General features: G+C 54.4%; 23 protein-coding genes. 8 read left to right on the top strand and 15 right to left on the bottom strand.

The genetic code is table 11. The features are described from left to right. The first annotated feature begins 388 nt into the window (after window positions 1–388). Genes tamA through F3J40_RS07280 form a run of 3 tightly spaced genes read left to right on the top strand, consistent with a single transcriptional unit; the run spans window position 389 to window position 6,245 of the window. Entirely contained in the window at window positions 389–2,128 is a 1,740-nt protein-coding gene (gene tamA, locus F3J40_RS07290; RefSeq protein ID WP_167013319.1) for an autotransporter assembly complex protein TamA, read from the top strand. Further along, complete coding sequence (tamB, locus tag F3J40_RS07285; RefSeq protein WP_167013317.1) at window positions 2,125–5,895, top strand: autotransporter assembly complex protein TamB; 3,771 nt, start codon at window positions 2,125–2,127, stop codon at window positions 5,893–5,895. The genes tamA and tamB overlap by 4 nt, the downstream gene beginning before the upstream one ends. A gap of 2 nt (window positions 5,896–5,897) precedes the next feature. Further along, window positions 5,898–6,245: a gamma-glutamylcyclotransferase family protein gene (locus tag F3J40_RS07280; RefSeq protein WP_026042565.1), complete on the top strand. Its 348-nt coding sequence runs from the start codon at window positions 5,898–5,900 to the stop codon at window positions 6,243–6,245. Between the two features lie 54 nt (window positions 6,246–6,299). Here F3J40_RS07280 and ppa read toward each other — a convergent pair whose 3' ends face one another. The 3 genes from ppa to fbp form a co-directional block, all read right to left on the bottom strand. Then, window positions 6,300–6,830: an inorganic diphosphatase gene (gene ppa, locus F3J40_RS07275; protein ID WP_017347435.1), complete on the bottom strand. Its 531-nt coding sequence runs from the start codon at window positions 6,828–6,830 to the stop codon at window positions 6,300–6,302. 100 nt (window positions 6,831–6,930) lie between these two features. Then, the gene (locus F3J40_RS07270; protein ID WP_017347436.1) at window positions 6,931–7,380 is read right to left on the bottom strand and encodes a DUF441 domain-containing protein; all 450 of its coding nucleotides are present in this window, start codon (window positions 7,378–7,380) and stop codon (window positions 6,931–6,933) included. 147 nt (window positions 7,381–7,527) lie between these two features. Beyond that, on the bottom strand, window positions 7,528–8,529 hold the full coding sequence (gene fbp / locus F3J40_RS07265; protein WP_167013315.1) for a class 1 fructose-bisphosphatase: 1,002 nt from the start codon (window positions 8,527–8,529) through the stop codon (window positions 7,528–7,530). A 166-nt stretch (window positions 8,530–8,695) separates the two neighbouring features. Between fbp and mpl the strand changes: the two genes are divergently transcribed. Then, window positions 8,696–10,051 carry a UDP-N-acetylmuramate:L-alanyl-gamma-D-glutamyl-meso-diaminopimelate ligase gene (gene mpl / locus F3J40_RS07260; RefSeq protein ID WP_167013304.1) on the top strand — a complete coding sequence of 452 codons (1,356 nt, stop codon included), beginning with the start codon at window positions 8,696–8,698 and terminating at the stop codon, window positions 10,049–10,051. Window positions 10,052–10,167: 116 nt separating this feature from the next. Here mpl and F3J40_RS07255 read toward each other — a convergent pair whose 3' ends face one another. From F3J40_RS07255 to pepA, 4 genes are all read right to left on the bottom strand, one after another. Beyond that, window positions 10,168–10,671 (bottom strand): GNAT family N-acetyltransferase, encoded by a 504-nt coding sequence (locus tag F3J40_RS07255; RefSeq protein WP_167013302.1) that lies wholly within the window; start codon window positions 10,669–10,671, stop codon window positions 10,168–10,170. A 62-nt stretch (window positions 10,672–10,733) separates the two neighbouring features. Beyond that, window positions 10,734–13,589 carry a valine--tRNA ligase gene (locus F3J40_RS07250; protein ID WP_017347440.1) on the bottom strand — a complete coding sequence of 952 codons (2,856 nt, stop codon included), beginning with the start codon at window positions 13,587–13,589 and terminating at the stop codon, window positions 10,734–10,736. Between the two features lie 5 nt (window positions 13,590–13,594). After that, a complete protein-coding gene (locus F3J40_RS07245) occupies window positions 13,595–14,053 on the bottom strand; it encodes a DNA polymerase III subunit chi (protein ID WP_167013300.1) in 459 nt (152 codons plus the stop codon). Window positions 14,054–14,062: 9 nt separating this feature from the next. Then, window positions 14,063–15,571, bottom strand: coding sequence for a leucyl aminopeptidase (gene pepA / locus F3J40_RS07240; RefSeq protein ID WP_167013298.1), 1,509 nt, complete (start codon window positions 15,569–15,571; stop codon window positions 14,063–14,065). A gap of 267 nt (window positions 15,572–15,838) precedes the next feature. Here pepA and lptF point away from each other — a divergent pair, with 267 nt between their 5' ends. The 4 genes from lptF (at window position 15,839) to F3J40_RS07220 (ending at window position 21,416) form a co-directional block, all read left to right on the top strand. Beyond that, a complete protein-coding gene (lptF, locus tag F3J40_RS07235; protein WP_167013296.1) occupies window positions 15,839–16,939 on the top strand; it encodes an LPS export ABC transporter permease LptF in 1,101 nt (366 codons plus the stop codon). After that, complete coding sequence (gene lptG, locus F3J40_RS07230) at window positions 16,939–18,015, top strand: LPS export ABC transporter permease LptG (protein ID WP_167013295.1); 1,077 nt, start codon at window positions 16,939–16,941, stop codon at window positions 18,013–18,015. Before lptF ends, lptG begins: the two co-directional genes overlap by 1 nt. 187 nt (window positions 18,016–18,202) lie before the next feature. Further along, window positions 18,203–19,159, top strand: a complete 957-nt coding sequence (locus tag F3J40_RS07225) for a helix-turn-helix domain-containing protein (protein WP_167013293.1) — start codon at window positions 18,203–18,205, stop codon at window positions 19,157–19,159. Window positions 19,160–19,262: 103 nt separating this feature from the next. Further along, window positions 19,263–21,416 (top strand): TonB-dependent siderophore receptor, encoded by a 2,154-nt coding sequence (locus F3J40_RS07220; RefSeq protein ID WP_205297243.1) that lies wholly within the window; start codon window positions 19,263–19,265, stop codon window positions 21,414–21,416. 43 nt (window positions 21,417–21,459) lie between these two features. On the opposite strand, the gene F3J40_RS07215 is transcribed toward F3J40_RS07220, so the two are convergent. From F3J40_RS07215 to F3J40_RS07180, 8 genes are all read right to left on the bottom strand, one after another. Next, complete coding sequence (locus F3J40_RS07215) at window positions 21,460–22,434, bottom strand: glutathione S-transferase family protein (RefSeq protein ID WP_017347449.1); 975 nt, start codon at window positions 22,432–22,434, stop codon at window positions 21,460–21,462. Between the two features lie 65 nt (window positions 22,435–22,499). Beyond that, window positions 22,500–22,910: a DoxX family protein gene (locus F3J40_RS07210; protein ID WP_026042570.1), complete on the bottom strand. Its 411-nt coding sequence runs from the start codon at window positions 22,908–22,910 to the stop codon at window positions 22,500–22,502. Between the two features lie 200 nt (window positions 22,911–23,110). Next, window positions 23,111–23,395 (bottom strand): YqjK-like family protein, encoded by a 285-nt coding sequence (locus tag F3J40_RS07205; protein ID WP_017347451.1) that lies wholly within the window; start codon window positions 23,393–23,395, stop codon window positions 23,111–23,113. Next, entirely contained in the window at window positions 23,392–23,787 is a 396-nt protein-coding gene (locus tag F3J40_RS07200; protein ID WP_017347452.1) for a phage holin family protein, read from the bottom strand. Before F3J40_RS07200 ends, F3J40_RS07205 begins: the two co-directional genes overlap by 4 nt. Window positions 23,788–23,789: 2 nt before the next feature. Then, entirely contained in the window at window positions 23,790–24,095 is a 306-nt protein-coding gene (locus F3J40_RS07195; protein ID WP_167013291.1) for an ElaB/YgaM/YqjD family protein, read from the bottom strand. A gap of 35 nt (window positions 24,096–24,130) precedes the next feature. Further along, window positions 24,131–24,505 carry a DUF1090 domain-containing protein gene (locus F3J40_RS07190; protein ID WP_167013289.1) on the bottom strand — a complete coding sequence of 125 codons (375 nt, stop codon included), beginning with the start codon at window positions 24,503–24,505 and terminating at the stop codon, window positions 24,131–24,133. Window positions 24,506–24,688: 183 nt separating this feature from the next. Next, window positions 24,689–25,003, bottom strand: coding sequence for an EnvZ/OmpR regulon moderator MzrA (mzrA, locus tag F3J40_RS07185; protein WP_167013287.1), 315 nt, complete (start codon window positions 25,001–25,003; stop codon window positions 24,689–24,691). Further along, window positions 25,003–25,668: a DedA family protein gene (locus F3J40_RS07180; protein ID WP_017347456.1), complete on the bottom strand. Its 666-nt coding sequence runs from the start codon at window positions 25,666–25,668 to the stop codon at window positions 25,003–25,005. The genes mzrA and F3J40_RS07180 overlap by 1 nt, the downstream gene beginning before the upstream one ends. Window positions 25,669–25,727 lie beyond the last annotated feature (59 nt).

Raw genomic sequence — 25,727 nt, 5'->3', positions numbered from 1 at the left:
TGAATGCAGGCGGTTTGCCTGCGGCAGCCGATTATAGCAGTAGGGCTAATCGCGCCGCCAGCAGTGCGAAGCGATGGATTGCGAGTTCTTTAAGATAATTCCGAGACAGAAACTGAATTTGCCTTTACAGGACACTGCGGTTGTCACACCGCCCGCAATTATCGACAATAGGAATTAGTTAACGGCTGTTGTGGCTTAAGATTAAACAGGTCTTTTGGCCAGCATTGCGCGAGTTTGCCGGCAGCCACCGTTTTTTTACATGAAGTGTGATTTTTTCGCCGCCAGGGTAAAGCGCGGCTATGCTGTGGATAGCGCCCGCCAGGGTCGCCACGGCGCAATGATTAATGCCCCTGCGGAAAAGGGGCCAGCACTAAAAACAGGAGTATGCGTGCCGCGAATACATCTCTATTGCATCAGTTGCCTGTTGCTTGTTGCTTCGACCGCAGATGCGGCAAAAGTCCGCCTGGAGCTGGAAGGGTTGCAGGGGGAATTACAAAAGAACGCCAGAGTTCGCCTTTCGACGATCAGCAGCGATGAAGTGACCAACGATGGCCGCTTCCAGGCGCGCGTCTCGCAAGCCATTAAAGAAGGGCTGCGGGCGTTGGGTTACTACGACACTGAAGTGGCATTCGAATCACGTCCGGCTCCTGCGCAAGGTGGCAGGCCGGTATTGATTGCACGCGTGACGCCGGGAGAGCCGGTGAAAATTGCGGGCAGCACCATTGTGGTGGACGGTGAAGCGAGAAACGACCCGGATTACCTCGCGTGGATCAAAAACGGCCGGCCAAAAATTGGCACGCAGCTGAATCACGGTGATTACGACAAATTTAAAAGCGGTTTTTCCGACCTTGCAGTACGTAACGGCTACTTTGATGGCGACTTTAAGAAGAGCCAGCTCGGGGTTTCTGCTGCCCGGCATGAAGCGTTCTGGGACATAGAGTACGACAGCGGCAAACGTTATCACTTTGGTGATGTGAGTTTTACCGGATCGCAAATCCGCGAAGAGTATTTGAGAAATCTGGTGCCGTTTAAAAAAGGCGATCCCTACAACTCCCGCGATTTGGCTGAACTGAACCGCCGCCTGTCGGCGACGGGCTGGTTTAGCACCGTGGTCGTGGCACCGGAGTTTGATAAAGGGCGTGAGAGTAAGGTACTGCCTTTGAATGCGGCAGTGGCACCGCGCACGCAGAATACCCTGGAAACCGGGGTTGGCTACTCTACCGATGTTGGACCGCGCGTTAAAGCCACCTGGAACCGGCCATGGGTCAACGATCGCGGCCACAGCCTGACTGCCAGCACTTATGTGTCTGCGCCAGAACAGCAGCTCGACATGACCTACAAAATTCCGCTGCTGAAAAGCCCGATTGAGCAGTACTACACCTTTTCTGCCGGATTAAAACGCACCGATCTCAACGATACCAAAGCCGATACCTCAACCCTGGGCGTTTCACGCTACTGGGAAAGCAGCAGTGGCTGGCAAAGGGCGATTAACCTGAAGTGGAGCCTCGATCACTATACCCAAGGCAGCGTAACCAACACCACCATGCTGCTTTATCCGGGTGTTAGCGTGAATCGCACGCGATCTCGCGGTGGTTTAATGCCAACGTGGGGGGATTCGCAGCGTTACTCTGTGGATGTATCAAACACCACCTGGGGGTCTGACGTGGACTTCCTGATCTTGCAGGCACAAAACGTCTGGATTCGTATGCTGGGTGAGAAAAACCGCTTTGTGGTACGCGGTAATCTCGGCTGGATTGAAACCAGTGATTTCGACAAAGTCCCACCGGACTTGCGCTTCTTTGCCGGGGGTGACCGCAGCATTCGTGGTTACAAATACAAAGATATCTCGCCGCGTGATGCCGATAACAAGCTGACCGGTGCCTCGAAACTGGCAACCGGATCGCTGGAATATCAATACAACGTCAGCGGCAAGTGGTGGGGAGCGGTGTTTATTGATTCCGGCGAAGCCGTCAATGACATCCGCCGCAGTGATATCAAAACCGGTGCCGGTGTTGGTGTGCGCTGGGCCTCGCCGGTCGGGCCGATTAAATTTGATATCGCCCGCCCGATTGGCGATAGCGAGGAACATGGTGTGCAATTTTACGTAGGGCTGGGGCCAGAACTATGAAGCGATGGAAAAAGGTCCTGATTGGTGTTTTGATTTTTTTCGTGCTGCTGTTTGGCGGCGTAGCTTTTCTGGTGGGGACAACGCCAGGATTGCATCTGTTGTTCAAGGGCGCAAACCGCTGGGTGCCGGGCCTCTCCATCAAGCAAGTGGAGGGGGGCTGGCGTAATCTTACCGTCAGCGACCTGCGCTATGACATGCCCGGTGTTAGCGTTAGCGCCGGACGCTTCCATCTCGCGGTGAATCTCAACTGCCTGCTCCACTCCTCGCTGTGTGTGGATGACATCGATCTGAGTGATGTCAGCGTAGTGGTGGACAGCAGTAAAATGGCACCCGCGAAAGCCGATACGCCGCAGGAAGAGAGCAGCCTCGGCGAGCTAAGTACCCCTTATCCGCTGACGCTAAGCCATCTCGGCCTGCATAACATCAACCTGAAAATTGATGATACCGCCATCTCATTGCAGGAATTTACCACCGGTATGCACTGGCAAAAGCGTGCGCTGACACTGAGCCCAACTCGCATCGAAAGCCTGCTGGTAGCCCTGCCAAAAGCCGCCAAAGTGGTGGATGAGCAGGTGGTGCAACCCAAAGTGCAACAGCCACAGCCAGAAGAGAAACCGTTGGGTGAAACGGTAGCCGCGCTGTTTGAAAAACCGTTGTTACCTGACCTGCCGGATTTCACGCTGCCACTGGATATTGAAATTCAGCAGATTGTGGGTGAACAGCTGCGTCTGACGGGTGATACCGATATCACCGTGAAGCGACTTGAGCTGAAAGCCACCACGCAAGATCGCCAACTTAAACTGCAAACGCTGGATGTAGATTCTAACTTCGGTCAGCTACAGGGCAGTGGTGAAGCGACATTAGCCGATAACTGGCCAGTGGCGTTTAAGCTTAACGGCAGCGCTGATATCGATCCGTTAAAAGGCGAGAAAGTGGCTCTCGACCTGAGCGGTGCGATGCGCGATACCCTGAAACTTTCACTCAATCTCTCTGGCCCTGTCCCGGCACAGTTGGATGCCTCAACCCAGTTGGCGGTGGCGGGTTTGCCACTCTCTCTGACATTAACCAGCCCGCAGTTGCGTTGGCCTCTGAGCGGTCCGGTGCAGTATCAGGCAGATAATCTTGATTATCGCTTTAGCGGTAAGGCTACCGATTACAGCATGGCGCTGCGCACGGCGGTAAAAGGCGAAGGGATGCCACCCGCGACGATTTCACTGGATGGCAAAGGCAACACCCAGCAGTTCTCGCTGGATAAACTGCGACTGGCGGTACTGCAAGGCAACGTCGATTTACAGGCGCTGGTGGACTGGAGCAAAGCCATCAGCTGGCACAGCGATCTGACGTTAAGCGGGATCAACACGGCGAAGCAGTACCCGGACTGGCCAGCCAAACTGGATGGCGCCATCAGTACTCGCGGCAGCCTGTATGGTGGCAGTTGGCAGCTCAACGTGCCGAAAATCGAACTGAAAGGTAACGTGAAGCAAAATGCCGTTAACGTGCAGGGTCAACTACGCGGTAACAGCTATAACCAGTGGACGGTGCCGGGCATCAATGTGGCACTGGGACGCAATACGCTGCAGGTGAAAGGGGAGTTGGGCAAAACGCTGAACCTCGATACCATCGTCGATGCGCCAAGCCTCAACAATGCACTGCCTGGCCTGGCGGGGGTAGTGAAAGGCACGATTAAAGCGCGTGGTACCTTGCAGGCACCCCAACTGTTAGCGGATCTCAACGCCACCGGATTACGCTGGCAGCAGTTGAGCATTCAGCGCGTCGCGCTGGAGGGGGATGTCAGCTCCAGCGAACAGATTGGCGGTAAGCTACAGTTGCGTGTCGATAGGCTACAGCAGGACGCGCTTAAGATTCAGTCACTGCTGCTGAAAGCCAACGGCAATGAAAAGCAGCACCAGTTGACGCTGGCGGTGCAGGGCGAACCTGTTTCTGGTCAGTTGGCGATCAACGGAAGCTTTGACCGCGCAACACAGCACTGGAAAGGCACGCTGAATAACACGCGTTTTGAGACACCGGTTGGCGAATGGCGACTGTTGCCGTCCATGAGCATTGATTACCTCAACAGCAAGCAAACCGCCACGATTGGCCCGCACTGCTGGCAGAACCCGAATGCCCGGTTGTGTGTGCCTGAACCGGTGGAAGCGGGCCCAAGTGGCCATGCGCATCTGGTGCTGAATCGTTTTGATCTGGCGATGATCAAACCTTTCTTGCCGAAAGAGACGCAGCTGAATGGCAGCTTTAGCGGTGATGCCCGCATGAGCTGGGACAGCAAAGGCGGTTTGCCGACAGGCAATATCACGCTGAAAGGCAATGGTGTGAAAGTGGCTCAGGATGTACAGGGCAACACGTTACCCATCGCTTTCGATACTCTGAACCTGACGGCGGCCCTGCGCGATGGCAAAGCCCAGCTCGACTGGCTCATCAAACTGGTGAATAACGGGCAGCTCAGCGGCAACGTGCAGATCACCGACCCGGAAAAACGCCGTCTGTTGGCCGGCAACGTCAACATCAGCAACCTTTCCCTGGCGATGCTCAACCCGGCGCTGGTTGACGGTGAGAAACTCAAAGGGATGCTCAACAGTAACCTGCGTCTGGGTGGTAGCGTGTTGCAACCGCAGATTTATGGTCAGTTAGGGCTGAAAGATCTGGATGTTGATGCCAGCTTCATGCCGGTCGATCTGACGGCTGCCAACCTGAATATGGTGTTCAACGGCAGTAGCTCAACGCTTAATGGCCTGGTGCAAACCAAACAGGGCAATATCAACCTGAACGGCGATGCGGACTGGAGCAAAATCGATAACTGGCGTGCGAAGATTGCGGCGCAGGGCAACCGGGTTCGTGTCACGGTGCCACCGATGGTGCGTATGGATGTGTCGCCAGATATCGTGTTTGAAGCCACGCCTGCTGCGTTTACGCTGGACGGGAAGGTGGACATCCCATGGGCGCGTATCACGGTGCAGGACGTGCCGCAGAGCGCGGTTGGCGTCTCTTCAGATGAAGTGATGCTGGATGAAAATCTAAAACCGATACAGCCGAAAAGCACCGCGATCCCCATCAACAGCAATCTGGTGATTCACGTGGGCGATGATGTGCGCCTGTCAGCCTTTGGCCTGAAAGCGAAGCTTAATGGCGATCTGAAGCTGGTGCAGGACAAAACCGGACTGGGTATCAATGGGCAGATCAATATCCCTTCTGGTCGTTTCCACGCGTATGGGCAGGATCTGATTGTGCGTAAAGGTGAGTTGCAGTTCTCTGGACCGCCTGCGCAACCCTATCTCAACCTGGAGGCGATTCGTAATCCGGAATCAACGGAGGATGACGTTACCGCCGGGATCCGCGTCACAGGCCTGGCGGATGAGCCGAAGGTCGAGGTCTTCTCCGATCCCACTATGTCGCAGCAGGAAGCCCTTTCCTATCTCTTGCGCGGTCAGGGTTTGAGCAGTGAAGGAGACAGTAACGCATTAACTTCTGCTTTGGTGGGCTTGGGGGTTGCACAAAGTGGGCAGGTTGTGGGTAAAATCGGCGAGACCTTCGGCGTAAGTAATCTTGCTCTGGATACTGCGGGTGTTGGTGACAGCCAACAGGTGCAGGTCAGCGGTTACGTGCTGCCGGGTCTACAAGTAAAATATGGTGTTGGCATCTTTGATTCACTGGCGACCTTAACCTTACGTTATCGCCTGATGCCTAAACTCTATCTTGAGGCCGTATCCGGCGTGGATCAGGCTCTCGATTTGCTCTATCAGTTTGAGTTTTAGCAATGCGAATAATTGTCTATGGCAGTTTACGACGCAAACAGGGAAATAGTCACTGGATGACAAATGCGCAATGGCTGGGTGATCACCAGATTGAGGGCTTCGAGCTCTACAATCTGGGGCTTTATCCAGGCGTTGTGCCAGGGGCGGGGACGGTATACTGCGAAGTCTATCGGGTCGACGCCTCGACCATGGGAGAACTGGACGCGTTGCGTACCAAAGGTGGCGAATATAAACGTCATCTGGTGCAAACACCTTATGGCAGTGCCTGGCTTTATATCTATCAGCGTTCGGTAGCCGGACTGCAACAGATAGCGAGCGGTGACTGGCTAAAGCGTGATGAAGACGTTTAAGAGATAAAAAAAACGCCGTCCAACTGGACGGCGTTTTCTTTTACAGCACAGACATTACTTCTTCTGTGCGCGCTCGTAAGAGGCGATGATTTCAGCTTTGGCCGCTTCTGCGTTATCCCAGCCGTCAACCTTAACCCACTTGCCTTTTTCCAGATCTTTGTAGTGCTCGAAGAAGTGAGTGATCTGTGCTTTCAGCAGCTCTGGCAGGTCCTGCACATCTTTGATGTGGTCGTACTCTTTGCTCAGTTTGGTGTGCGGTACGGCAATAACTTTCGCATCTTCACCTGATTCGTCGGTCATCTTCAGCACGCCAACTGGACGGCAGCGGATCACAGAACCTGGAACCAGTGGGTACTGGGTAGGAACCAGCACGTCAACCGGGTCCCCATCCAGAGACAGGGTGTTGTTGATGTAGCCGTAGTTAGCCGGGTAGAACATCGCGGTAGACATAAAACGGTCTACGAACAGGGCACCAGACTCTTTGTCTACTTCATATTTGATCGGATCAGCATTGGCTGGGATCTCGATGATTACGTAGATATCTTCTGGCAGTTCTTTACCCGCAGGCACCTGGTTCAGACTCATTGTCAATTCCTTCACTAGTCATGTGTTAAGTGACCGCTATTATAGCCAACTGACTCTGAAAGTATGCCCCTCTTTTTGACCTTTCAGATTGCTCCAGAGACTATTTTCCGGCGAACATCAGCGAGACAATTCCGGCCGCAATCAGTGGTCCGACCGGTACGCCACGAAAGAACGCTACGCCAATCACTGTGCCAACCAGAAGACCACCAATAATTGAAGGTTGAGCACTCATAAAACTCACGCCACGCGCGCCTAGCCACGCCACCAACACACCGACAATAATTGCCGCGCCGGATTTCCAGTCCATAAAGGATTTAATCAGTGAGGAGGCGGGAAGGGAACCGCTTGCCAGAGGGGCCATAACCGCCACAGTCAGGATAATAATGCCCACCTGAATGCCCTGTTTTTCCACCACCGGGAAAAACGTGGCCAGTGGCGTCAACTTAATGGCGAGCAAAATCAGAATCGAGATGGTCACCGCGTTGTTGTGAACAAAGTAACTCAGTACCGCAAGGCAAATTAGAATGATTGTAGAGGCATAAGCAGCCATGATTTCTCCAGAGGATAAAGTGTAAGCGCTTTCTTTATCGACGATTCAAGGCGCAGACGCAACCGGAGATTGGTGATTGGAAGCGGGAAAAGAAAAACGCCCTGCCAGTCTCCCGGCAGGGCGTTTAATGCTCTGAATCAGGCCGGATTAATGCTGGTCCGGGAATTCACGCAGGAAACGTTCTACGTCATCAACCATGGCATCGTTACCACAGAAGAACGGGCAACGCTGGTGCAGGGTTTCTGGCTGGATATCCAGAATACGGGTGGCACCATCACTGGCTTTACCGCCGGCCTGTTCAGCCAGGAATGCCATTGGGTTGCACTCATACAGCAGGCGCAGTTTGCCTTTCGGGTGGCTGGCGGTGCTTGGATAGAGGTAGATACCGCCTTTCAGCAGGTTACGGTGGAAATCTGCCACCAGTGAGCCGATATAACGTGAGGTATATGGGCGATGGGTCGGGAGATCTTCTTCCTGGCAGAACTTCAGGTATTTCTTCACGCCCTGTGGGAAGCGAATGTAGTTACCTTCGTTGATGGAGTAGGTGTAGCCTTTCTCCGGGAAGGTCATACGTTCGTGGCTCAGGCAGAATACGCCCAGAGACGGATCGTAAGTAAACGCATGCACGCCAACACCGGTGGTGTAAACCATCATGGTGGAAGAGCCATAAACCACATAACCTGCGGCAACCTGCTTGTGGCCCGGCTGCATAAAGTCAGCTTCTGTTACCGGCGTACCTGGCTCAGAAACACGGTGATAGATGGAGAAAATGGTGCCCACAGAGACGTTAACATCGATGTTGGAGGAACCGTCCAGCGGGTCCATCAGCACGACATATTTACCGTCTTCTACACCTTCGAAGATCACAAATTCATCTTCTTCCTCTGAAGCGATGCCGGCAACGATCCCACGAGCTTTCAGTGCCGCTTTCAGCTTCTCGTTCGCAAACAGATCCAGCTTCATCTGCTGCTCGCCCTGCACGTTCTCCACGCCACTCGCGCCGAGAATATCCACTAAGCCCGCTTTATTGATGTCACGGTGAATAATTTTGGCACCCAGCTTAATGGCTGAGATAAGTGCCGTCAGTTCACCTGTGGCATGCGGAAAGTCGTGCTGTTTCTCGACGATGAATTCGCCCAATGTTTTCATAACACATTCCCTGAATCTTCGATGGAGCGGCAGCATGGAAAAAACTGCCAGCGTATGCGTACGCAGTTTAGCCGATTGAACAGCAAAAACCATAGTCCTAATCCGTTTCTTCCCGTCGCGCAGAGCGGTAAACTGTGCGCCGGACTTTTGAGTAATGGATCAGGTTATGCGTATTCACATCCTAGGAATTTGCGGCACTTTTATGGGCGGGCTGGCTCTGCTGGCACGCTCGCTCGGACATGAAGTCTCCGGTGCGGACAGTAATGTCTATCCACCCATGAGCACGCAGCTGTTAGAGCAAGGTATTGATATTCATGAAGGTTATGATGTTGATCAGCTTGATCCTGCACCTGATTTAGTGATCATCGGCAACGCCATGAGCCGTGGCAATCCCTGCGTGGAAGCGGTACTGGAACGTAACATTCCTTACCTTTCCGGCCCGCAGTGGCTGCATGACTATGTGCTGCGCGAGCGCTGGGTACTGGCAGTGGCAGGAACCCATGGAAAAACAACCACTTCAGGTATGCTGGCGTGGATTCTGCAAGAGTGTGGCCTGGAGCCTGGCTTTATCATTGGCGGCGTGCCGGGCAACTTCGATGTTTCCGCGAAATTAGGAAAAAGCCCGTTCTTTGTGATCGAAGCCGATGAGTATGACTGTGCCTTCTTCGACAAACGCTCGAAATTCGTGCATTACTGCCCACGCACGCTGATCCTCAATAACCTTGAGTTCGATCATGCGGACATCTTCGACGATCTGAAAGCGATCCAGAAGCAGTTTAACCATCTGGTGCGTATCGTGCCGGGGCAGGGCAAGATCCTGTCACCTGAAAACGATCAAAATCTGAAGCAGGTGCTGGCGCAGGGTTGCTGGAGCGAGCAGGAGACGCTGGGCGAAAACGGTGACTGGCAGGCGAAAAAACTGACCCCTGATGCATCACGCTGGAGCGTTCAGTTGGCCGGTGAGCAGGTGGGTGAGGTCAACTGGTCGCTGGTGGGCGAGCACAACATGCATAATGGCCTGATGGCGATTGCTGCTGCGCGTCACGTTGGCGTGCGTCCCCAGGATGCCGCCGCGGCGCTGGGCAACTTCATCAATGCCCGCCGTCGTCTGGAGTTGCGTGGTGAAGTCAACGGCGTCAAAGTCTATGACGACTTTGCGCATCACCCTACGGCGATCCTCGCGACGCTTTCTGCGTTACGCAGCAAAGTGGGCGGCACCGCGCGTATTCTGGCGGTACTGGAGCCACGCTCGAACACCATGAAAATGGGCGTCAGCAAAAACGATTTAGCCCCTTCTCTGGCGCGCGCTGATGAAGTCTTCCTGTTCCAGCCACATCACATTCCGTGGCAGGTGGCAGAAGTGGCTGAAGCCTGTATTCAGCCGGCGCACTGGAGCGCAGATATCGACGCGTTGGTAGCGATGGTGGCGAAAGCCGCTCAACCGGGCGATACCATTTTGGTGATGAGCAACGGTGGCTTTGGCGGCATTCATCAGAAACTGCTGGATAAGCTGCAAGGATAATCCGCGCAAGATACGGCGGGTTTGAAAAGTAAAAAGTAACAGAGATGTGCGCAGCGTGTTGTCAACGCTGCGCATTTTTTTGTCCGCAGCACCGTGCCGGTGTACTCAACGGGACGTTACAAGTCCCGGATCATCCACACTTCACAGTCATTGTGTCCGGTACAGCCCATCGGGCCATCCAGCAGGGTAAAGCCCAACGCGTGGTAGAGTTTTACCGCACTCAGCAGTGTGCCAGTTGTTTCCAGATAGCAGCGCCGAAAACCCAGCGACCGCGCATGTTCCAGCGCTCGCAGCGCCATCTCACGCCCTAATCCGGCGCCACGCGCCTGAGGCAGGAAATACATTTTTTGCAGTTCGCAAATATCGTCCGCTGCGCAAGAGAGTGGGGCAACGCCGCCGCCGCCCACCACCTGACCCTGGTGTTCAATCACCCAGTAGGCGCTACGATCGGCGCTGTATAGTTCAAACAGGCGGTCCAGATTGGGATCGGAGACGGTAAATCCCTTATCGGCGGTCAGCCCGAATTCGGCAGAGACTTCGCGAATCACCCGCGCTAAATGGGGATTATCCGCAGGCGTGATGGGCCGCACCTGAAATTCCAGTTGTGTGGCGGTTGTCATTTTCACCTCAATAAAAAGCCGGGCATCGGCCCGGCTTAGAATAAGCAGTAAACCTTCAGCGCTTACAATGCCGCAATCAAGCCCTGCTGTTCAATCAGTTTTGCTTTAGCTGCTTCAAACTCGCTGATGCGCTCGCGCTCTTTCGCCACCACCGCTTCTGGTGCGCGTGAGACAAAGCCTTCGTTGGAGAGTTTTGACTGAATTTTCTCAATCTCAACATCCAGTTTGGTCAGCTCTTTTGCCAGACGCTCCAGCTCCGCTTCCTTGTTAACCAGGTCGGCCATTGGGATCAGCAGTTCGGTGCCTTCAACGATTTTGGTGACTGACAGTGGGCCTTTTTCACCCGCTGGCAGAATCGTCAGGCTTTCGAGACGCGCCAGACGTGACAGGAATGTCCGGTTCTCTTCAACGCGACGCACGGCTTCCTGCGGCGCATTACGCAGCAGTACGTCCAGCGGTTTACCTGGAGAGATGTTCATTTCTGCACGGATGTTACGCACCGCGACAATCGCCTGCTTCATCCACTCCACGTCTGCCTGCGCCACTGCATCGACTTTCTCGGCGTCATACTCCGGGAAAGGTTGCAGCATGATGGTGTCAGCCGTGATGTTTTTCAGCACTTTAACGCGCTGCCAGATGGTTTCAGTGATGAATGGAATAATCGGGTGCGCCAGGCGCAGCAACGCTTCCAGCACGGTGACCAGCGTATTACGCGTGCCGCGCAGTTCTGCTTCGCTACCGCTGTTCATCACCGGCTTCGTCAGCTCCAGATACCAGTCACAGAACTGGTTCCAGGTGAAGTCGTACAGGATGTTCGCCGCGATATCAAAGCGGTAGCTGTCCAGCGCTTCACGGTAGGCTTTAACGGTGTTGTTGAACTCTGCCAGGATCCAGCGATCGGCAATCGACAGTTGCAGTTCGCCGCCATTCTGGCCGCAATCCTGATCTTCGGTGTTCATCAGCACGAAACGGCTGGCATTCCACAGCTTATTACAGAAGTTGCGATAACCTTCCAGGCGCTTCATGTCCCAGTTGATATCACGGCCGGTAGAGGCCAGCGCTGCCAGCGTAAAGCGCAGGGCATCGGTCCCTGAAGGGGTAATACCTTCCGGGAACTGTTTCTCGGTACGCTTGCGGATTTTCTCTGCCAGCTGTGGCTGCATCATGTTGCCGGTACGTTTTTCCAGCAGGTCTTCCAGCGAAATACCGTCAACCATATCCAGTGGATCGATAACGTTACCTTTCGACTTGGACATTTTCTGCCCTTCATCATCACGGATCAGACCGGTGATGTAGACAGTTTTGAACGGCACCTGCGGTTTACCGTCTTCATCTTTCATGAAGTGCATGGTCAGCATGATCATGCGGGCAATCCAGAAGAAGATGATGTCGAAGCCACTCACCAGCACGCTGGTTGGGTGGAAGGTACGCAGCGCTTCGGTATTTTCTGGCCAGCCCAGCGTAGAGAAGGTCCACAGGCCTGAAGAGAACCAGGTATCCAGTACGTCGTCATCCTGGCGCAGTGCAACATCCGCAGGCAGGTTGTTTTCCTGACGCACTTCCTCTTCGGTACGGCCGACGTAGACATTGCCTTCGTTGTCGTACCAGGCTGGGATGCGGTGTCCCCACCACAGCTGACGCGAAATACACCAGTCCTGGATATCACGCATCCATGAGAAGTACATGTTTTCGTACTGCTTCGGTACGAACTGGATATCACCGTTTTCAACCGCTTCAACCGCAACTTTTGCCAGTGGAGCAGTGCGCACATACCACTGATCGGTCAGCATAGGTTCGATCACTACGCCACCACGATCGCCGTAAGGTACGGTCAGATCGTGCGGTTTGATCTCTTCCAGTAAACCCAGTTCATCGACAGCGGCAACCAGTGCTTTACGCGCAGCAAAACGCTCCAGCTTCTGGAACTGAACCGGGATTTCATCCGCACATTCATCGCTGACTTCGCCGTTGGTGTCGAACACTTCCGCGCGTTCGCGGATGTCGCCATCAAAGGTCAGAATGTTGATCATTGGCAGCTGATGACGACGACCGACTTCGTAGTCGTTGAAATCGTGCGCCGGGGTGATCTTCACACAACCGGTGCCTTTTTCCATGTCTGCGTGCTCATCGCCCACGATGGGGATACGGCGATTCACCAGCGGCAGCAGGACTTCTTTGCCGATCAGATCTTTGTAACGCGGATCTTTCGGGTTAACGGCCACACCGGTATCACCCAACAGGGTTTCCGGACGCGTGGTCGCGACAACCAGGTAGTCTTTGCCTTCAGCGGTGGTAACGCCATCGGCCAGCGGATAGCGGATGTGCCACATGGAACCTTTGGTTTCACGGTTTTCCACTTCCAGGTCAGAGATGGCGGTACGCAGTTTTGGATCCCAGTTTACCAGGCGCTTACCACGGTAAATCAGATTCTCTTTGTACAGGCGGACAAACACTTCGCGCACGGCGTTGGACAGGCCTTCGTCCATGGTGAAACGCTCGCGCTCCCAGTCAACGGAGTTGCCCAGACGGCGCATTTGACGGGAGATGTTGCCACCCGATTCTGCTTTCCACTGCCAGATTTTGTCGATAAAGGCGTCACGGCCATAATCCTGACGGGTTTTCCCCTCTTCAGCCGCGATTTTGCGCTCAACCACCATCTGGGTTGCGATACCTGCGTGGTCAGTACCGGCCTGCCACAGGGTATTTTTGCCCTGCATACGCTGGTAACGGATCATGGTATCCATGATGGTTTGCTGGAATGCGTGACCCATATGCAAGCTACCGGTGACGTTCGGCGGCGGGATCATGATGCAGAAGCTTTCCTGGCTCGTATCACCATTCGGTTTGAAATAGCCTTGCTTTTCCCATTGCTCGTAAAGCGGCTGCTCGATATCTTGCGGGTTATATGTCTTTTCCATTTCTGCTATGTCGTTGGCGGCTGCGGCGGGGTAGCCGTATTCAATTGGAATCCAACGCTGCGGTACGCTTTATAGCGTTCGCGCGCCAGCTGTTTCTGCGATTCTTCGTAAGGAACAAAGTCTACCACTTCATGGAAAGCAGTAGCAAAATCTGCGAACTGTGGCAGCAGGCTGATCAGCAGATCGCGCGGTGAACTCCCGCGACGCTGAGGCCAGGCCAGTTCGACGGGAGCGCCGTAACGCGGCCCTTCTCCAGCGAGGTTATGGGGCACAAAAGCCTCGGCTGGGCGCTGCCATAACGCCTCATCCAGACGGATAGCCTGTTGCTCATCGACGCAGGCGATAAGTATACGTTGGCCTCCGCGCCAGTGCTGCGCGGCCAGATCGCAAGCCAGCGCCTCAACGGCGCTGAGCTCATCGGCTGGCACATCATCGGCCAGCACATAGAAGGTTGCGTTTTTCATGATTCAGGCTTAATCGTCGCCGTTCAGTCCGGCGCGGTTAAGCAAGAACTGCGACAGCAGCGGCACCGGACGACCGGTAGCCCCTTTGGCCTTGCCTGAGCGCCATGCGGTGCCAGCAATGTCCAAATGAGCCCAGTTATATTTACGCGCAAAACGCGCCAGGAAGCAGGCGGCAGTAATTGCACCACCTGGACGCCCACCAATGTTTGCCATATCGGCAAAATTGGACTCTAACTGCTCCTGATATTCATCGGACATCGGCAGACGCCATGCGCGATCGCCAGACTGTTCGGACGCGCCAATCAGCTCATGGGCCAGTGGATTGTGGTTCGACAGTAAACCGCTGATGTGATGGCCTAATGCAATCACACAGGCACCGGTCAGGGTTGCTACGTCAATTACCGTTTCAGGATCAAAACGCTCAACGTAAGTCAGCACGTCACACAGCACCAGGCGACCTTCGGCATCGGTATTCAGCACTTCTACCGTTTGACCGGACATGGTCGTCAGGACGTCACCAGGACGCATTGCCCGGCCATCAACCATGTTTTCGCACCCGGCCAGGACACCGACCACATTCAACGGCAGGCCAAGCTCTGCCACCATGCGCATCACGCCGTACACCGAGGCCGCGCCGCACATGTCGTATTTCATTTCGTCCATTGAGTCGGCAGGCTTGATCGAGATGCCGCCTGCGTCAAAGGTCAGGCCTTTGCCCACCAGCACAATCGGACGCGCTTCTGCATCGGGGTTGCCTTTGTACTCAATAACCGACATCAGCGATTCATTCTGCGAGCCAGCGCCCACGGCGAGATAAGCATTCATGCCCAGCTCTTTCATCTGCTGTTCGCCAATGACACGCGTTGTTACGTTTTTAAAGCCATCTGCCAGTTGGCGTGCCTGTGAAGCAAGGTAGGCCGCATTACAGATGTTTGGCGGCATATTGCCGAGATCTTTCGCCGCGCGAACACCGGCAGCCACAGCCAGACCGTGTTGGATGGCGCGCTCACCGCTGGTGAGTTCACGGCGGGTCGGTACGTTGAATACCAGCTTGCGCAGCGGACGGCGTGGTTCAACACGGTTACTTTTCAGCTGGTCAAAGTTGTAGAGCGCCTCTTTTGAGGTTTCTACCGCCTGACGTACTTTCCAGTAAGTATTGCGTCCTTTGACGTGCAGCTCAGTCAGGAAGCAGACCGCTTCCATTGAACCGGTATCGTTAAGGGTGTTGATGGTTTTCTGGATCACCTGTTTGTACTGGCGTTCATCCAGTTCACGCTCTTTACCGCAACCAATCAGCAGGATGCGCTCAGAGAGGATATTGGGTACGTGGTGCAGCAGCAGCGTCTGGCCAACTTTACCTTCCAGCTCGCCCCGGCGAAGCAGGGCGCTGATGTAGCCATCGCTGATTTTATCCAGCTGTTCGGCAATCGGCGATAAACGACGCGGTTCAAAAACGCCGACAACAATGCAGGCACTGCGTTGTTTTTCCGGGCTTCCGCTTTTTACACTGAACTCCATGCACTCTCCTGAATCTTAAAGACAACGGCCTCGGCTGTCGCTAGAATGTAGTCCGCTCGTCACCCTTTATTTTGCGGCGCAGCATGACATTTGGCCGCCTGCGGTCATAATGAATCAAGATGGCAATAGGTTGTTTTTGCGCCATCCTGAAGCATTTGTCTGTCAATTTTAGCTACGATGACGGCCATTGATGAAGATAAATGGCGAATAAGCGTTGAAACTAGCGATTTTCCTGCAAAAAGACAAGTTTTCACAGGCGTACTAAGCGTGATCATCATTAGATATCTGGTTCGGGAAACGCTCAAAAGTCAGCTGGCTATCCTGTTTATCCTGCTATTAATCTTCTTTTGTCAGAAGTTAGTCAGGATTTTAGGTGCCGCTGTAGATGGCGACATCCCGACAAACCTTGTCCTGACACTGTTAGGCCTTGGTGTGCCTGAAATGGCGCAACTTATTTTACCCCTTAGCCTGTTCCTGGCGATTCTCATGACGCTTGGGCGGTTGTACACGGAGAGTGAAATCACCGTGATGCACGCCTGCGGTCTCGGCAAAAGTGTGCTGGTCAAAGCAGCCATGATTTTGATGCTGATGACGGCTGCGGTAGCGGCGATCAACGTGGCCTGGCTTGGCCCGTGGTCATCGCGCTATCAGGATGAAGTCACTAAGAATGCGAAAGCTAACCCCGGTGCTGCTGCACTGGCGGCAGGCCAGTTCCAGACCTCCAGTGACGGTAATGCCGTGATGTTTATTGAAAACGTCAAAGGCAACCACTTCGGTCACGTCTTCCTTGCTCAACTGCGTCCAAAAGGCAATGCACGCCCTTCTGTGGTATTGGGTGACAGCGGTCATATGGAGCAGCGCAAAGACGGTTCACAGGTCGTCACGCTGGATAAAGGCACACGCTTTGAAGGCACGGCAATGCTGCGTGATTTCCGCATCACGGACTTCAGTAATTACCAGGCTGTGATTGGCTACAAAGAGGCGGTGCTGGATCCAAATGATTCCGATCAGGCCAGCATGTCCAGCCTGATGGAGAACAAAACGCCGCCGTTCCGTGCTGAGCTGCACTGGCGTCTGACACTGGTGGTTTCAGTGCTGATTATGGCGTTGATGGTGGTGCCGCTCAGCGTGGTTAACCCACGTCAGGGCCGCGTGTTATCCATGCTGCCCGCGATGCTGCTGTACCTCATTTTCTTCCTGTTACAGAGTTCTCTGCGTTCAAGTGGCTCCAAAGGTCGCCTTGATCCGGCTATCTGGATGTGGGTCGTGAATGTGTCGTATCTGGTGTTGGCGATAGCGCTTAACTTGTGGGATACGGTGCCAATGCGGCGTATTCGCGGTCGCTTTGTGCGCGGAGGGGCAGCCTGATGTTTCGCGTTTTAGACCGGTATATCGGTAAGACCATCTTTAACACCATTATGCTGACGCTGTTCATGCTGGTGTCGCTCTCTGGCATCATCAAGTTTGTCGACCAGCTGCGCAAAACCGGACAGGGTGCCTATACCGCGCTGGATGCGGGTTATTACACCTTGCTCAGTGTGCCGAAAGATATTGAAATCTTCTTTCCGATGGCGGCGTTGTTAGGCGCACTGCTCGGGTTGGGGGCACTGGCACAGCGCAGCGAACTCGTGGTGATGCAGGCTTCAGGCTTTACCCGTCTGCAGGTCGCGCTGTCTGTGATGAAGACTGCAATCCCGCTGGTGCTGTTGACCATGTTGGTGGGCGAGTTTATTGCGCCGCAGGGCGAGCAGATGGCACGTAACTATCGCGCCCAACAGATTTACGGCGGCGCGCTGGTTTCTACCCAGAACGGCTTGTGGGCTAAAGACGGTAATAGCTTTATTTATATTGAGCGCATCCACGGTGATAACTCGCTGGATGGTGTCAGTATTTACAACTTCAACGATCAGCGTCGGTTGTTAAAAGTGCGCTATGCCGCCAGCGCGAGCTGGGATAAAGATCGTAAAGAGTGGCAGCTTTCGCAGGTGGAAGAGTCGGATCTGAATGACCCGAAACAGATTACCGGTTCACAAAGTCTGACCGGTGACTGGAAAACCAACCTGACGCCAGACAAGCTGGGAGTTGTAGCGCTGGACCCGGACGCATTATCGATCCGTGGTCTGTATAACTACACCAAATACCTCAAGCAGTCTGGCCAGGTTTCCGGCCGCTATCAGCTAAACATGTGGAGCAAGATTTTCCAGCCACTGTCGGTAGCGGTGATGATGTTGATGGCCCTGTCGTTTATCTTCGGACCGCTGCGTAGCGTGTCGATGGGGGTACGCGTGGTGACCGGCATTAGCTTTGGATTTATCTTCTACGTGCTGGACCAGATTTTCGGCCCGCTGTCGCTGGTTTATGGCTTACCGCCGATTCTCGGCGCGATACTGCCAAGCGGTGCGTTCTTTGCGGTGAGTATGTATTTACTCCTCAAACGCCGCTAACTCACCTCAATAAAAAAGCCGCGAGAGCGGCTTTTTTATTGGTCTTTTCTCGCCTGATGTCACCTTGCTGAATCGACGTCGACACGTAAATGAGTCGACAATAATACGAATGGTTATCATTTGTAGGCTTCTGCTTGTTGAGAATGTTACTCTGTGAGCCCTGTGATGGTGAGCAAGGCTGACTGTGATGAACTCTGCGATTTCGCCGCGCTGTGCCAGCGCGTTTACCGTGGCGCACTTTCTCGATATTGGCGCGCGCTACGGCATTGATTATCACTTCCCTGCGCTGGAGCAGGGACGGCAGGATGTGGCGCAGCGCGCCGTTGTGCAGGGTTATGTTGAGGAGTGGGTGCTGCCAGCTGGCGTTTGCATTACTCGTTCGGATTTGCAGGTGATCGAACCCTATGAATCCACTTCAACCGGCAATTCGCCGCTGTATGTACTGCTGGTACTGTCCGGGCAGGTGGAGATCGCCGTCAACGGTTGCTATCAGCATTTGCAAAGTGGCATGGCGCTGACCACCCGGTTGGATGCACAGCAGACGCTCAGCGCTCGCCATCAGGCAGCAGAGCGCCTGGTCACGCTCTCTCTCGCTATCGATCCCCAACGTTTTTGCCCGTCTTCAGCCGTGGCGGCGTATCTGGCTCAATGGCAGCAAACTCAGCCGCAGACTGCGTTACGCGCGATTCCTGGCGTGGTGCTGCAATCACTGCAACAACTGCCCACAGGCGATAGCCTGGCGCATCAGCTGATCCTTGAAGGTATCTTGTTGCAGTTGCTGGGTTACTGGATGATCCCCGCGCCGTCAGTTTCCTCCGCTTCCCCCCTTTGTCCGCGCGAGTTGCAGCGGCTGGAACAGGTTAAGCAGCTGATCGAGAGCGCCCCGGAACGGCCCTATACTCTGGATGCGCTGGCACAGCTCGCGGCCATGAGCGCCAGCAGCTTACGCAGCAAATTCCGCCAGTGCTATGGCGAGTCCATCTTTAACTACCTGCGGCAGTGTCGCCTCGCGCTGGCGCGGGCGTATTTGCAGCAGGGATATAGCGTGCAGCAGGCGGCATGGATGTCTGGCTATCAGCATGCGACCAACTTCGCCACGGCTTTCCGCCGCCAGTATGGTGTGGCACCCAGCGAGCTGGCATAAATTTGTCAGTGCGCATACGCATTACAGCAGCACGCATAGCGGGTTTGTTTAGCGGGTCGGGATAATAGCGCCAGCAAAAATAACAAGAGTGAGACTTATTTTTATGTTGGCATGGAAACGTTTAAACGCATTGAGTCCGCTGGCGATGGCCATTGCCTGCGCACTCTGCCCGGCGGCCAATGCCGCGCCTTCCCAGGGGAATCCATCCACGCTGGTGGTCACGGCCGGTGACGCAGCGGGTAGCGCTGAAAACAGCGTCGCGCCCTACACCAATAGTGGAACAAAATTGGCCGTGCCGGAGAGCCGCACGCCGCAAACCATCAACAGTATCAGTCAGCAAGAGATCGAGAAGCGCCACGCTAACTCACTGAATGAGATCCTGCGCTACGATGCGGGCGTCTCAACCGAGATGCGCGGCAGCACCACTTATATGAGTGAGTACAAGATCCGGGGTTTCTCTGCGGATAATGAGTATTACGATGGACTCCAGCTGCCCTATAACGTCACTGGCAACACCAAAGCCAGTATCGATCCGATCCTGATTGATCAGGTTGATATCCTCAAAGGCCCCTCATCGGTGCTGTATGGCAACGCCTCGCCGGGAGGCCTGGTGAATATTCAGGGCAAAAAGCCACAGAAAGCACAAAGCACGGAAGTGGGGTTCAATACCGGCAACCGTAGCCTGAAAGAGGGGTATATCGACTCCACCGGGCAGATCGCCGACAGTGACTGGAGCTACCGTTTTATCAGTAAAGCCAGCGAAGGGCAGGATCAGCCCTACACCAGCAAGCACGAAAGTTACCTGGTCGCGCCTTCATTAAGCTGGCAGCCCTCTGACCAAACTCGTCTGACGCTGGAAGCGCTGTGGCAGAATCAGCCAAGCCTGACTCCCTCGAATCCGCTGCCGTTGGCTTATCTGCGCAGCGGTTATGCTTCACGCCGCGCCTATGCTGGCGACCACTGGAATGGTTTCTCGCAGCAGCAGGGCATGGTGGGCTACAGCTTTGAACATCAGTTCGATAACGGCTGGGGCGTGGTGCAGAAAGCGCGCTATTTCACGGTAGATACCCATCAACGTAGCGTCTACTCCCTTGGCACCGATGGCAGCAGCACGCAGCTCTCACGCTACGGTTATACCACCGATGAAGGGCTGGATAGCGTCAATATAGATAACCAACTGAAGAAGGATGTGCTGTGGGGAGCGTGGACGCACCATCTGCTGGCAGGCTTTGATTACCAGCACCTGAATTCACACCTGACCTACCGCTATAGCGGGAATGCGACCCCGGATATTAACCTGCTGGCACCGGACTACAGCCAGGTCACGGATAGCAGCCTTGGCCTGTACACTGCGCTAAACCAGCGCCTGAGTTTTAGCCAGAAGGGGTACTATCTTCAGGATCAGATGGCCTTTGGCGGCCTGAATATCCTTGCCAGCCTGCGCTATGACGATTATCACGCTATCACCGAGGATTACCTTTCCGGGGACAGCAAAACCTGGACTGCGCAGGATCGGGTAACTAAGCGGCTCGGCGCGTTGTACCAGTTTAGTAATGGTATCGCCCCTTACGTCAGCTACTCGGAAGGCTTTATGCCAGTTTCACCGCAGGGCACGTTAACGGCTGATAAGGCGAAACCGACCACCAGCAAGCAGCTGGAGGGCGGGGTGAAATACCTGCTGTCTGATTACGCCACCACCGTTACCGCTTCGGTATTCCAGATCAAACAGAAAAATGTGGTGACTACCGATTACAGCCTGGGGGCTAACTCTCTCACTAACTATCGCCAGACAGGAGAAGTGGAGTCGAAGGGTGCGGAGTTGAGTGTGGTGAGCCGTCCGCTGGAGAACCTGAATTTGGTGGCGAACTACGCCTATACCGATGCGGTAAACAAGAAAGATGATTTGTATCAGGGCAAGCGTACGACTCAGGTGCCGCTAAACCAGGTCAACCTGTGGGCGGATTACACCTTCAATGAGACAGCCTTGCAGGGATTGATGCTGGGAGCCGGACTACGCTACAGCGGCAAGTCAGAGATCACGCAGGACAACTCACTGCCGGCGATCGGTGGCAACACGCAGTTTGATGCGGCGATCAGCTACGATCTTGGTGTGCTCAGTCCGCAACTGCGTGGTTTGCTGGTGAAAGCCAGCGCGCAGAACCTGACCAACAAGTTCACCTATACCTGTTACAGCTCAACCTATTGCTGGATTGGCCGCGACCGTACAGTGGAAGCGGGTGTCAGCTACCGGTTCTGAGTGACGTTTTCCCCCACCGGCTCAGCCCGTGGGGGAAAGCAGATCATCCGCGCCCGTGGGGTTCATCCCAGTTAAAGGCCGGTCCGACCGAGATCACCCCGTTAGGATTGATGGTCTTGTGGCTGCAATAGTAGTGATGGCGAATGTGCGGCAGATTGACCGTTTCGGCAATGCCCGGCATCTGGTAGATATCGCGTAGGAAGCCATTCAGGTTGATAAAATCACTGATCCGGTGACGATCGCACTTAAAATGGGTGACATAAACCGGATCAAAGCGCACCAGCGTGGTCCATAAACGCAGATCGGCTTCGGTCAGGCTATCACCGGTCAGATAACGATGCTGGCCGAGGATCTGCTCCAGTCGCGCCAGCGAATGGAACAACGCGGTCACTGCTTCGTCATAAGCGGGCTGTGAGGTGGCAAATCCGGCTTTGTACACGCCGTTATTCACGCTGTCGTAAATCCAGCCATTTAGCTCATCAATCTTTTCGCGCAGTGCCAGCGGATAGTAATCGCCTGCTTTGGCCCCTTGTGCGTCAAAGGCGCTGTTCAGCATGCGGATAATATCTGCGGATTCATTGCTTACGATGGTTTGCTGCTGTTTATCCCATAACACTGGCACCGTAACGCGCCCGGTATAGTGGGGATCGGCATGCAGATAGAGTTGGTAGAGATACTGTTTTTGATAGAGATGGTCGCCTGTCGCACCGGGGAAATCATCATTGAACGTCCAGCCGTTCTCCAGCATCAACGGATGCACCACGGAAACCGAGATAAAATCTTCTAAGCCTTTCAGGCTGCGCAATAGCAAAGTGCGGTGTGCCCAGGGGCAGGCGAGGGAGACATACAGATGATAGCGGCCTCGTTCAGCGGCAAAACCGGCGTTACCGGTTGGGCCTGCGCTGCCATCAGCAGTCACCCAGTTGCGCCACACGGCGTCGCTACGCTTGAAGCGTCCACCGGTGGATTTGGTATCGTACCAGGTGTCATGCCAGACACCGTCAATCAGTTGTCCCATATGCCCTCCAAAACGAAAAGGGCGGAGAAGATCTCCGCCCTGACAAGTATATGCGTTGTTGTCGCTTAGAAAGATGCAGAAGGCTGCAGTTTCTTGCGAATCAGTGCATCAATGCTGTATGCACCCGGTCCAACCAGACCCAATACCAGGAAGCCACCGGCGATAGACATGTTTTTCATGAACATCAGCTGGTTAATTTCGTTCGCGAAATCAACGTGGAAGATAAACGCGGTCAGCAGGGTGAAAGCTGCGGTAAACAGCGCGGTGAAACGCGTCAGGAAACCAAACAGAATCGCCAGACCGCCGCCAAACTCCAGCAGAATAACCAGTGGCAGCAGGAAGCCAGGAACGCCTGCAGACTGCATGTACTGCGCAGTGCCTGCATAACCGGTGATTTTGCCCCAACCTGCAACGATGAACAGGATTGGCATCAGGATACGTGCCAGCAGCAGGCCAGTGTCTTCGAATTTTTTCATCATTTACTCCAACGGTTTTTTACGACAGGGCAAATGCGCCTGCGGCTAGTATTACCCGCCGAACTGCGCTATTGCTGTTCATTGGGTTGATAGCTGAAGATGATAGTCGCGGAGTGCAAAGGTTGTAAGCGAGAAAAAATGTTGATGTTATTCAGTAAAACTGAATTAAAGAGGCCGGATACAACGACCGGCCAGGGGGATTAACGCTGATTGAGGGTGGATTTGATCATGCGCCAGGTGCTCCAGACGCCAAATCCGCGCTTGGCCCAGCGCAGCATCAGACTGGGGCTACGCACCGACCAGATAGCCAGCACGCCGCTGCCAATCGCCAGATAGCGGCGCAGATTGATGAATGTGTGCCAGCCACGATCGTAATGCGCCGTGTGTTGTAGCCAGTCACGTCGGGCTGCGCTGAGATCGAGCCGTTGCTGCTGGATGTCGCCCAGTAGGTCGTGGATGCGCTGTTCACGCTCCCGGCGACTCATGACTTATCCTCTTCCAGCAGGCGGCGATCGGTTTCCAGTTCTTTGCGCGTATGGCGCAGCAGCGTGGACTGGCGAGATTTGTACAGCGTCCACAAGCCAAAAATCAGTGCCAGGCCAAACAGCACGGCAGTGGTGATACCCATTGCCATCAGGCGATATTGCGCATCAACAGCCCAGATGATCAGTACCATCAGGCTCATTAAGCCAAACGCCGTGAACAGCATGGTCAGGCCAATCATCAGTAACATCTGAATCAGATTGGCCTTTTCCTCTTCCAGTTCTGCCACTGCCAGCCGCACGCGGGTTTCAGCCATGCTGACCAGCGTCGTCACAATGCGCTGTCCGATGTGGATGACCCCTTTGCCGGGGCCGTGGCTTTGCTGTTTATCCATAATTAACGACGGGAGAGCAGAATACCCAGCGCAACGCCAATCGCTGCACCAATACCCACGCCATGCCATGGATTTTCGCGCACGTAGTCATCGGCTTTTGCGGCCGCTTCTCGCGTGGTTTGCGCCAGACGCTCACCGGAATCGCCAAGACGCTCGCGTGAGCTACTCAGTGCGGCTTGCGCTTTGTGGCGCAGTTTATCCAGCTCGGTTTTAGACTTCTCACTGGAGCTGCTCAGCACTTCTTCCAGCGTATCGGCGAGATTTTTCAGTTCGGCGCGCAGGTGTTCAGAAGATGATTCTTTAGACATAAATGACTCCTTCATGCAGCTATGTGAATGCCATATCAGTAAGGCTCAGCCTGCGTTTTTTTCAGCTCGCGGCGGGCCTCATCCAGTTTTTGTTGCCTTTTTTCAATCTTTTCCTGGTCATGCCCTTTGTCACGTTCCTGTTTTAGCTCATGCTCGCGCTCGCCGACTTTCTCTTTCTGCGTGTTGATGCGTTCCAACTGCGCAGCTTTAAGTTTCTGATCGGTACAGGAAGCCTGGACTTCGGTCAAAGCCCGCTCAAGGCCATTTACCCGGCGCTGATTATCATGCTTACGCGCGACGTCAATCTCATGCTGGATATCATTCTCTTTCTGTTTACACAGTGGCTCAGCGGCCAGTAGCGAGCCAGAAAAGAGAAGACACACGAGGCCTGGCAGCAGTTGACGAATCATTGGGCGGTTTTCCTTAACAGGGCACAGGGCGAACGATACAAGGCTATCGTCCTGAAAATGAATGCGGCGTGTTGGTATTACCGATCAAGCATAGACATCTCAGGGAAAAAGTTCAAAAAACACGAGGAGATAGCAGAGTTATGCTGGCCGCTGCGTCGTTTACAGCGGCCAGAGATGGGAGGATCAGACGAAGACAAACCCCTGAGGCAGCAAGTGACGCAGCAGGCGCTGTGCGGCCTGGTTCTGCGCATCGGAATCGAAGTGGATGACGAGCGCGTCATCCGCAGGGGTGATGCTCTTAATATGAATCCCTTGCGCAGTGAGCTGTTGATAGACAAAAAAGCCATCTGGCAGTGGCGCTCCAGCCTGCGCCACACGGATTTGCAGCACGCTGTCATGCTGCAACATGCCAGGCAGGATACACGCCATGAGCAGAGCCAGCACGCCTGCGGCCAGGGCAATGCGCACCCGACGCGAAAAAGAAAAAGAGAGGCTCATCACTGCGCTTTACCACTCTTACGTTTACGCCATATCACGATGAGTGAGCCGGTCAGGCCGATCACCAGCAGCACCAACGGTAGCAGCATCAGGCATAACATCAGCTCATCTTCGTAGCGCCGGAATATCGGTGTTTTACCCAGCGCAAAGCCGAGCACGGTAAGAATCAAGACCCACAACAAGCCGCTTATCCAGTTAAAGAACTGAAAACGGGCGCTGCTCAGGCCTGAAAGACCGGCAATGGTCGGAAGCAGAGTGCGCACAAACGCGATAAAACGGCCCACCAGCAAGGCTGACAAACCGTGACGATGAAACAGACTGTGGGCACGTTGATGATATTGCGCCGGGAGATGTGCCAGCCATTTCTGCACGGTGGGCGTGTTGCCGAGCCACCGTCCCTGAATATAGCTAACCCAGCAACCGAGGCTGGCGCCCGTGGTTAAAATCAGCAGCGTGAGCGGGAAACCCAGCGTTCCTTTCGCAATCAGCACGCCGACCAAAATCAGCAGGCTGTCACCGGGCAAGAATGCCGCAGGCAGTAGGCCATTTTCCAGAAACAGGATCATGAACAAGATGCCATAAATTGCCCAGACCAGTGCAGGGTCTGAAAGTGTTTCATAATCCTGTTGCCACAGTGCGTGCAACAGTGCTTGCAAAATATCCATCAATCCTTCCTGAACATCTTCGTTAAACCGCCACTCTTCAGACTCACTTGCCAGGTTTG

The sequence above is a fragment of the Candidatus Pantoea multigeneris genome (assembly GCF_011752615.1).
Classification (GTDB): Bacteria; Pseudomonadota; Gammaproteobacteria; order Enterobacterales; family Enterobacteriaceae; genus Pantoea; species Pantoea multigeneris.
The sequence above is the reverse complement of the archived record's forward strand: the minus strand, read 5'-3'. Positions and strand labels throughout refer to the sequence as shown.

Coding starts and splice junctions, on each gene's coding strand:
- F3J40_RS07245 (WP_167013300.1), bottom strand. CDS start 14,053: ATGAAAAACGCAACCTTCTATGTGCTGGCCGATGATGTGCCAGCCGAT.
- fbp (WP_167013315.1), bottom strand. CDS start 8,529: ATGAAAACATTGGGCGAATTCATCGTCGAGAAACAGCACGACTTTCCG.
- F3J40_RS07195 (WP_167013291.1), bottom strand. CDS start 24,095: ATGTCTAAAGAATCATCTTCTGAACACCTGCGCGCCGAACTGAAAAAT.
- F3J40_RS07210 (WP_026042570.1), bottom strand. CDS start 22,910: ATGAAAAAATTCGAAGACACTGGCCTGCTGCTGGCACGTATCCTGATG.
- F3J40_RS07225 (WP_167013293.1), top strand. CDS start 18,203: ATGAACTCTGCGATTTCGCCGCGCTGTGCCAGCGCGTTTACCGTGGCG.
- tamB (WP_167013317.1), top strand. CDS start 2,125: ATGAAGCGATGGAAAAAGGTCCTGATTGGTGTTTTGATTTTTTTCGTG.
- F3J40_RS07200 (WP_017347452.1), bottom strand. CDS start 23,787: ATGGATAAACAGCAAAGCCACGGCCCCGGCAAAGGGGTCATCCACATC.
- F3J40_RS07280 (WP_026042565.1), top strand. CDS start 5,898: ATGCGAATAATTGTCTATGGCAGTTTACGACGCAAACAGGGAAATAGT.
- F3J40_RS07255 (WP_167013302.1), bottom strand. CDS start 10,671: ATGACAACCGCCACACAACTGGAATTTCAGGTGCGGCCCATCACGCCT.
- F3J40_RS07270 (WP_017347436.1), bottom strand. CDS start 7,380: ATGGCTGCTTATGCCTCTACAATCATTCTAATTTGCCTTGCGGTACTG.
- mpl (WP_167013304.1), top strand. CDS start 8,696: ATGCGTATTCACATCCTAGGAATTTGCGGCACTTTTATGGGCGGGCTG.
- F3J40_RS07180 (WP_017347456.1), bottom strand. CDS start 25,668: ATGGATATTTTGCAAGCACTGTTGCACGCACTGTGGCAACAGGATTAT.
- F3J40_RS07190 (WP_167013289.1), bottom strand. CDS start 24,505: ATGATTCGTCAACTGCTGCCAGGCCTCGTGTGTCTTCTCTTTTCTGGC.
- F3J40_RS07250 (WP_017347440.1), bottom strand. CDS start 13,589: ATGGAAAAGACATATAACCCGCAAGATATCGAGCAGCCGCTTTACGAG.
- F3J40_RS07215 (WP_017347449.1), bottom strand. CDS start 22,434: ATGGGACAACTGATTGACGGTGTCTGGCATGACACCTGGTACGATACC.
- ppa (WP_017347435.1), bottom strand. CDS start 6,830: ATGAGTCTGAACCAGGTGCCTGCGGGTAAAGAACTGCCAGAAGATATC.
- pepA (WP_167013298.1), bottom strand. CDS start 15,571: ATGGAGTTCAGTGTAAAAAGCGGAAGCCCGGAAAAACAACGCAGTGCC.
- lptG (WP_167013295.1), top strand. CDS start 16,939: ATGTTTCGCGTTTTAGACCGGTATATCGGTAAGACCATCTTTAACACC.
- F3J40_RS07205 (WP_017347451.1), bottom strand. CDS start 23,395: ATGAGTCGCCGGGAGCGTGAACAGCGCATCCACGACCTACTGGGCGAC.
- mzrA (WP_167013287.1), bottom strand. CDS start 25,003: ATGAGCCTCTCTTTTTCTTTTTCGCGTCGGGTGCGCATTGCCCTGGCC.
- F3J40_RS07220 (WP_205297243.1), top strand. CDS start 19,263: ATGTTGGCATGGAAACGTTTAAACGCATTGAGTCCGCTGGCGATGGCC.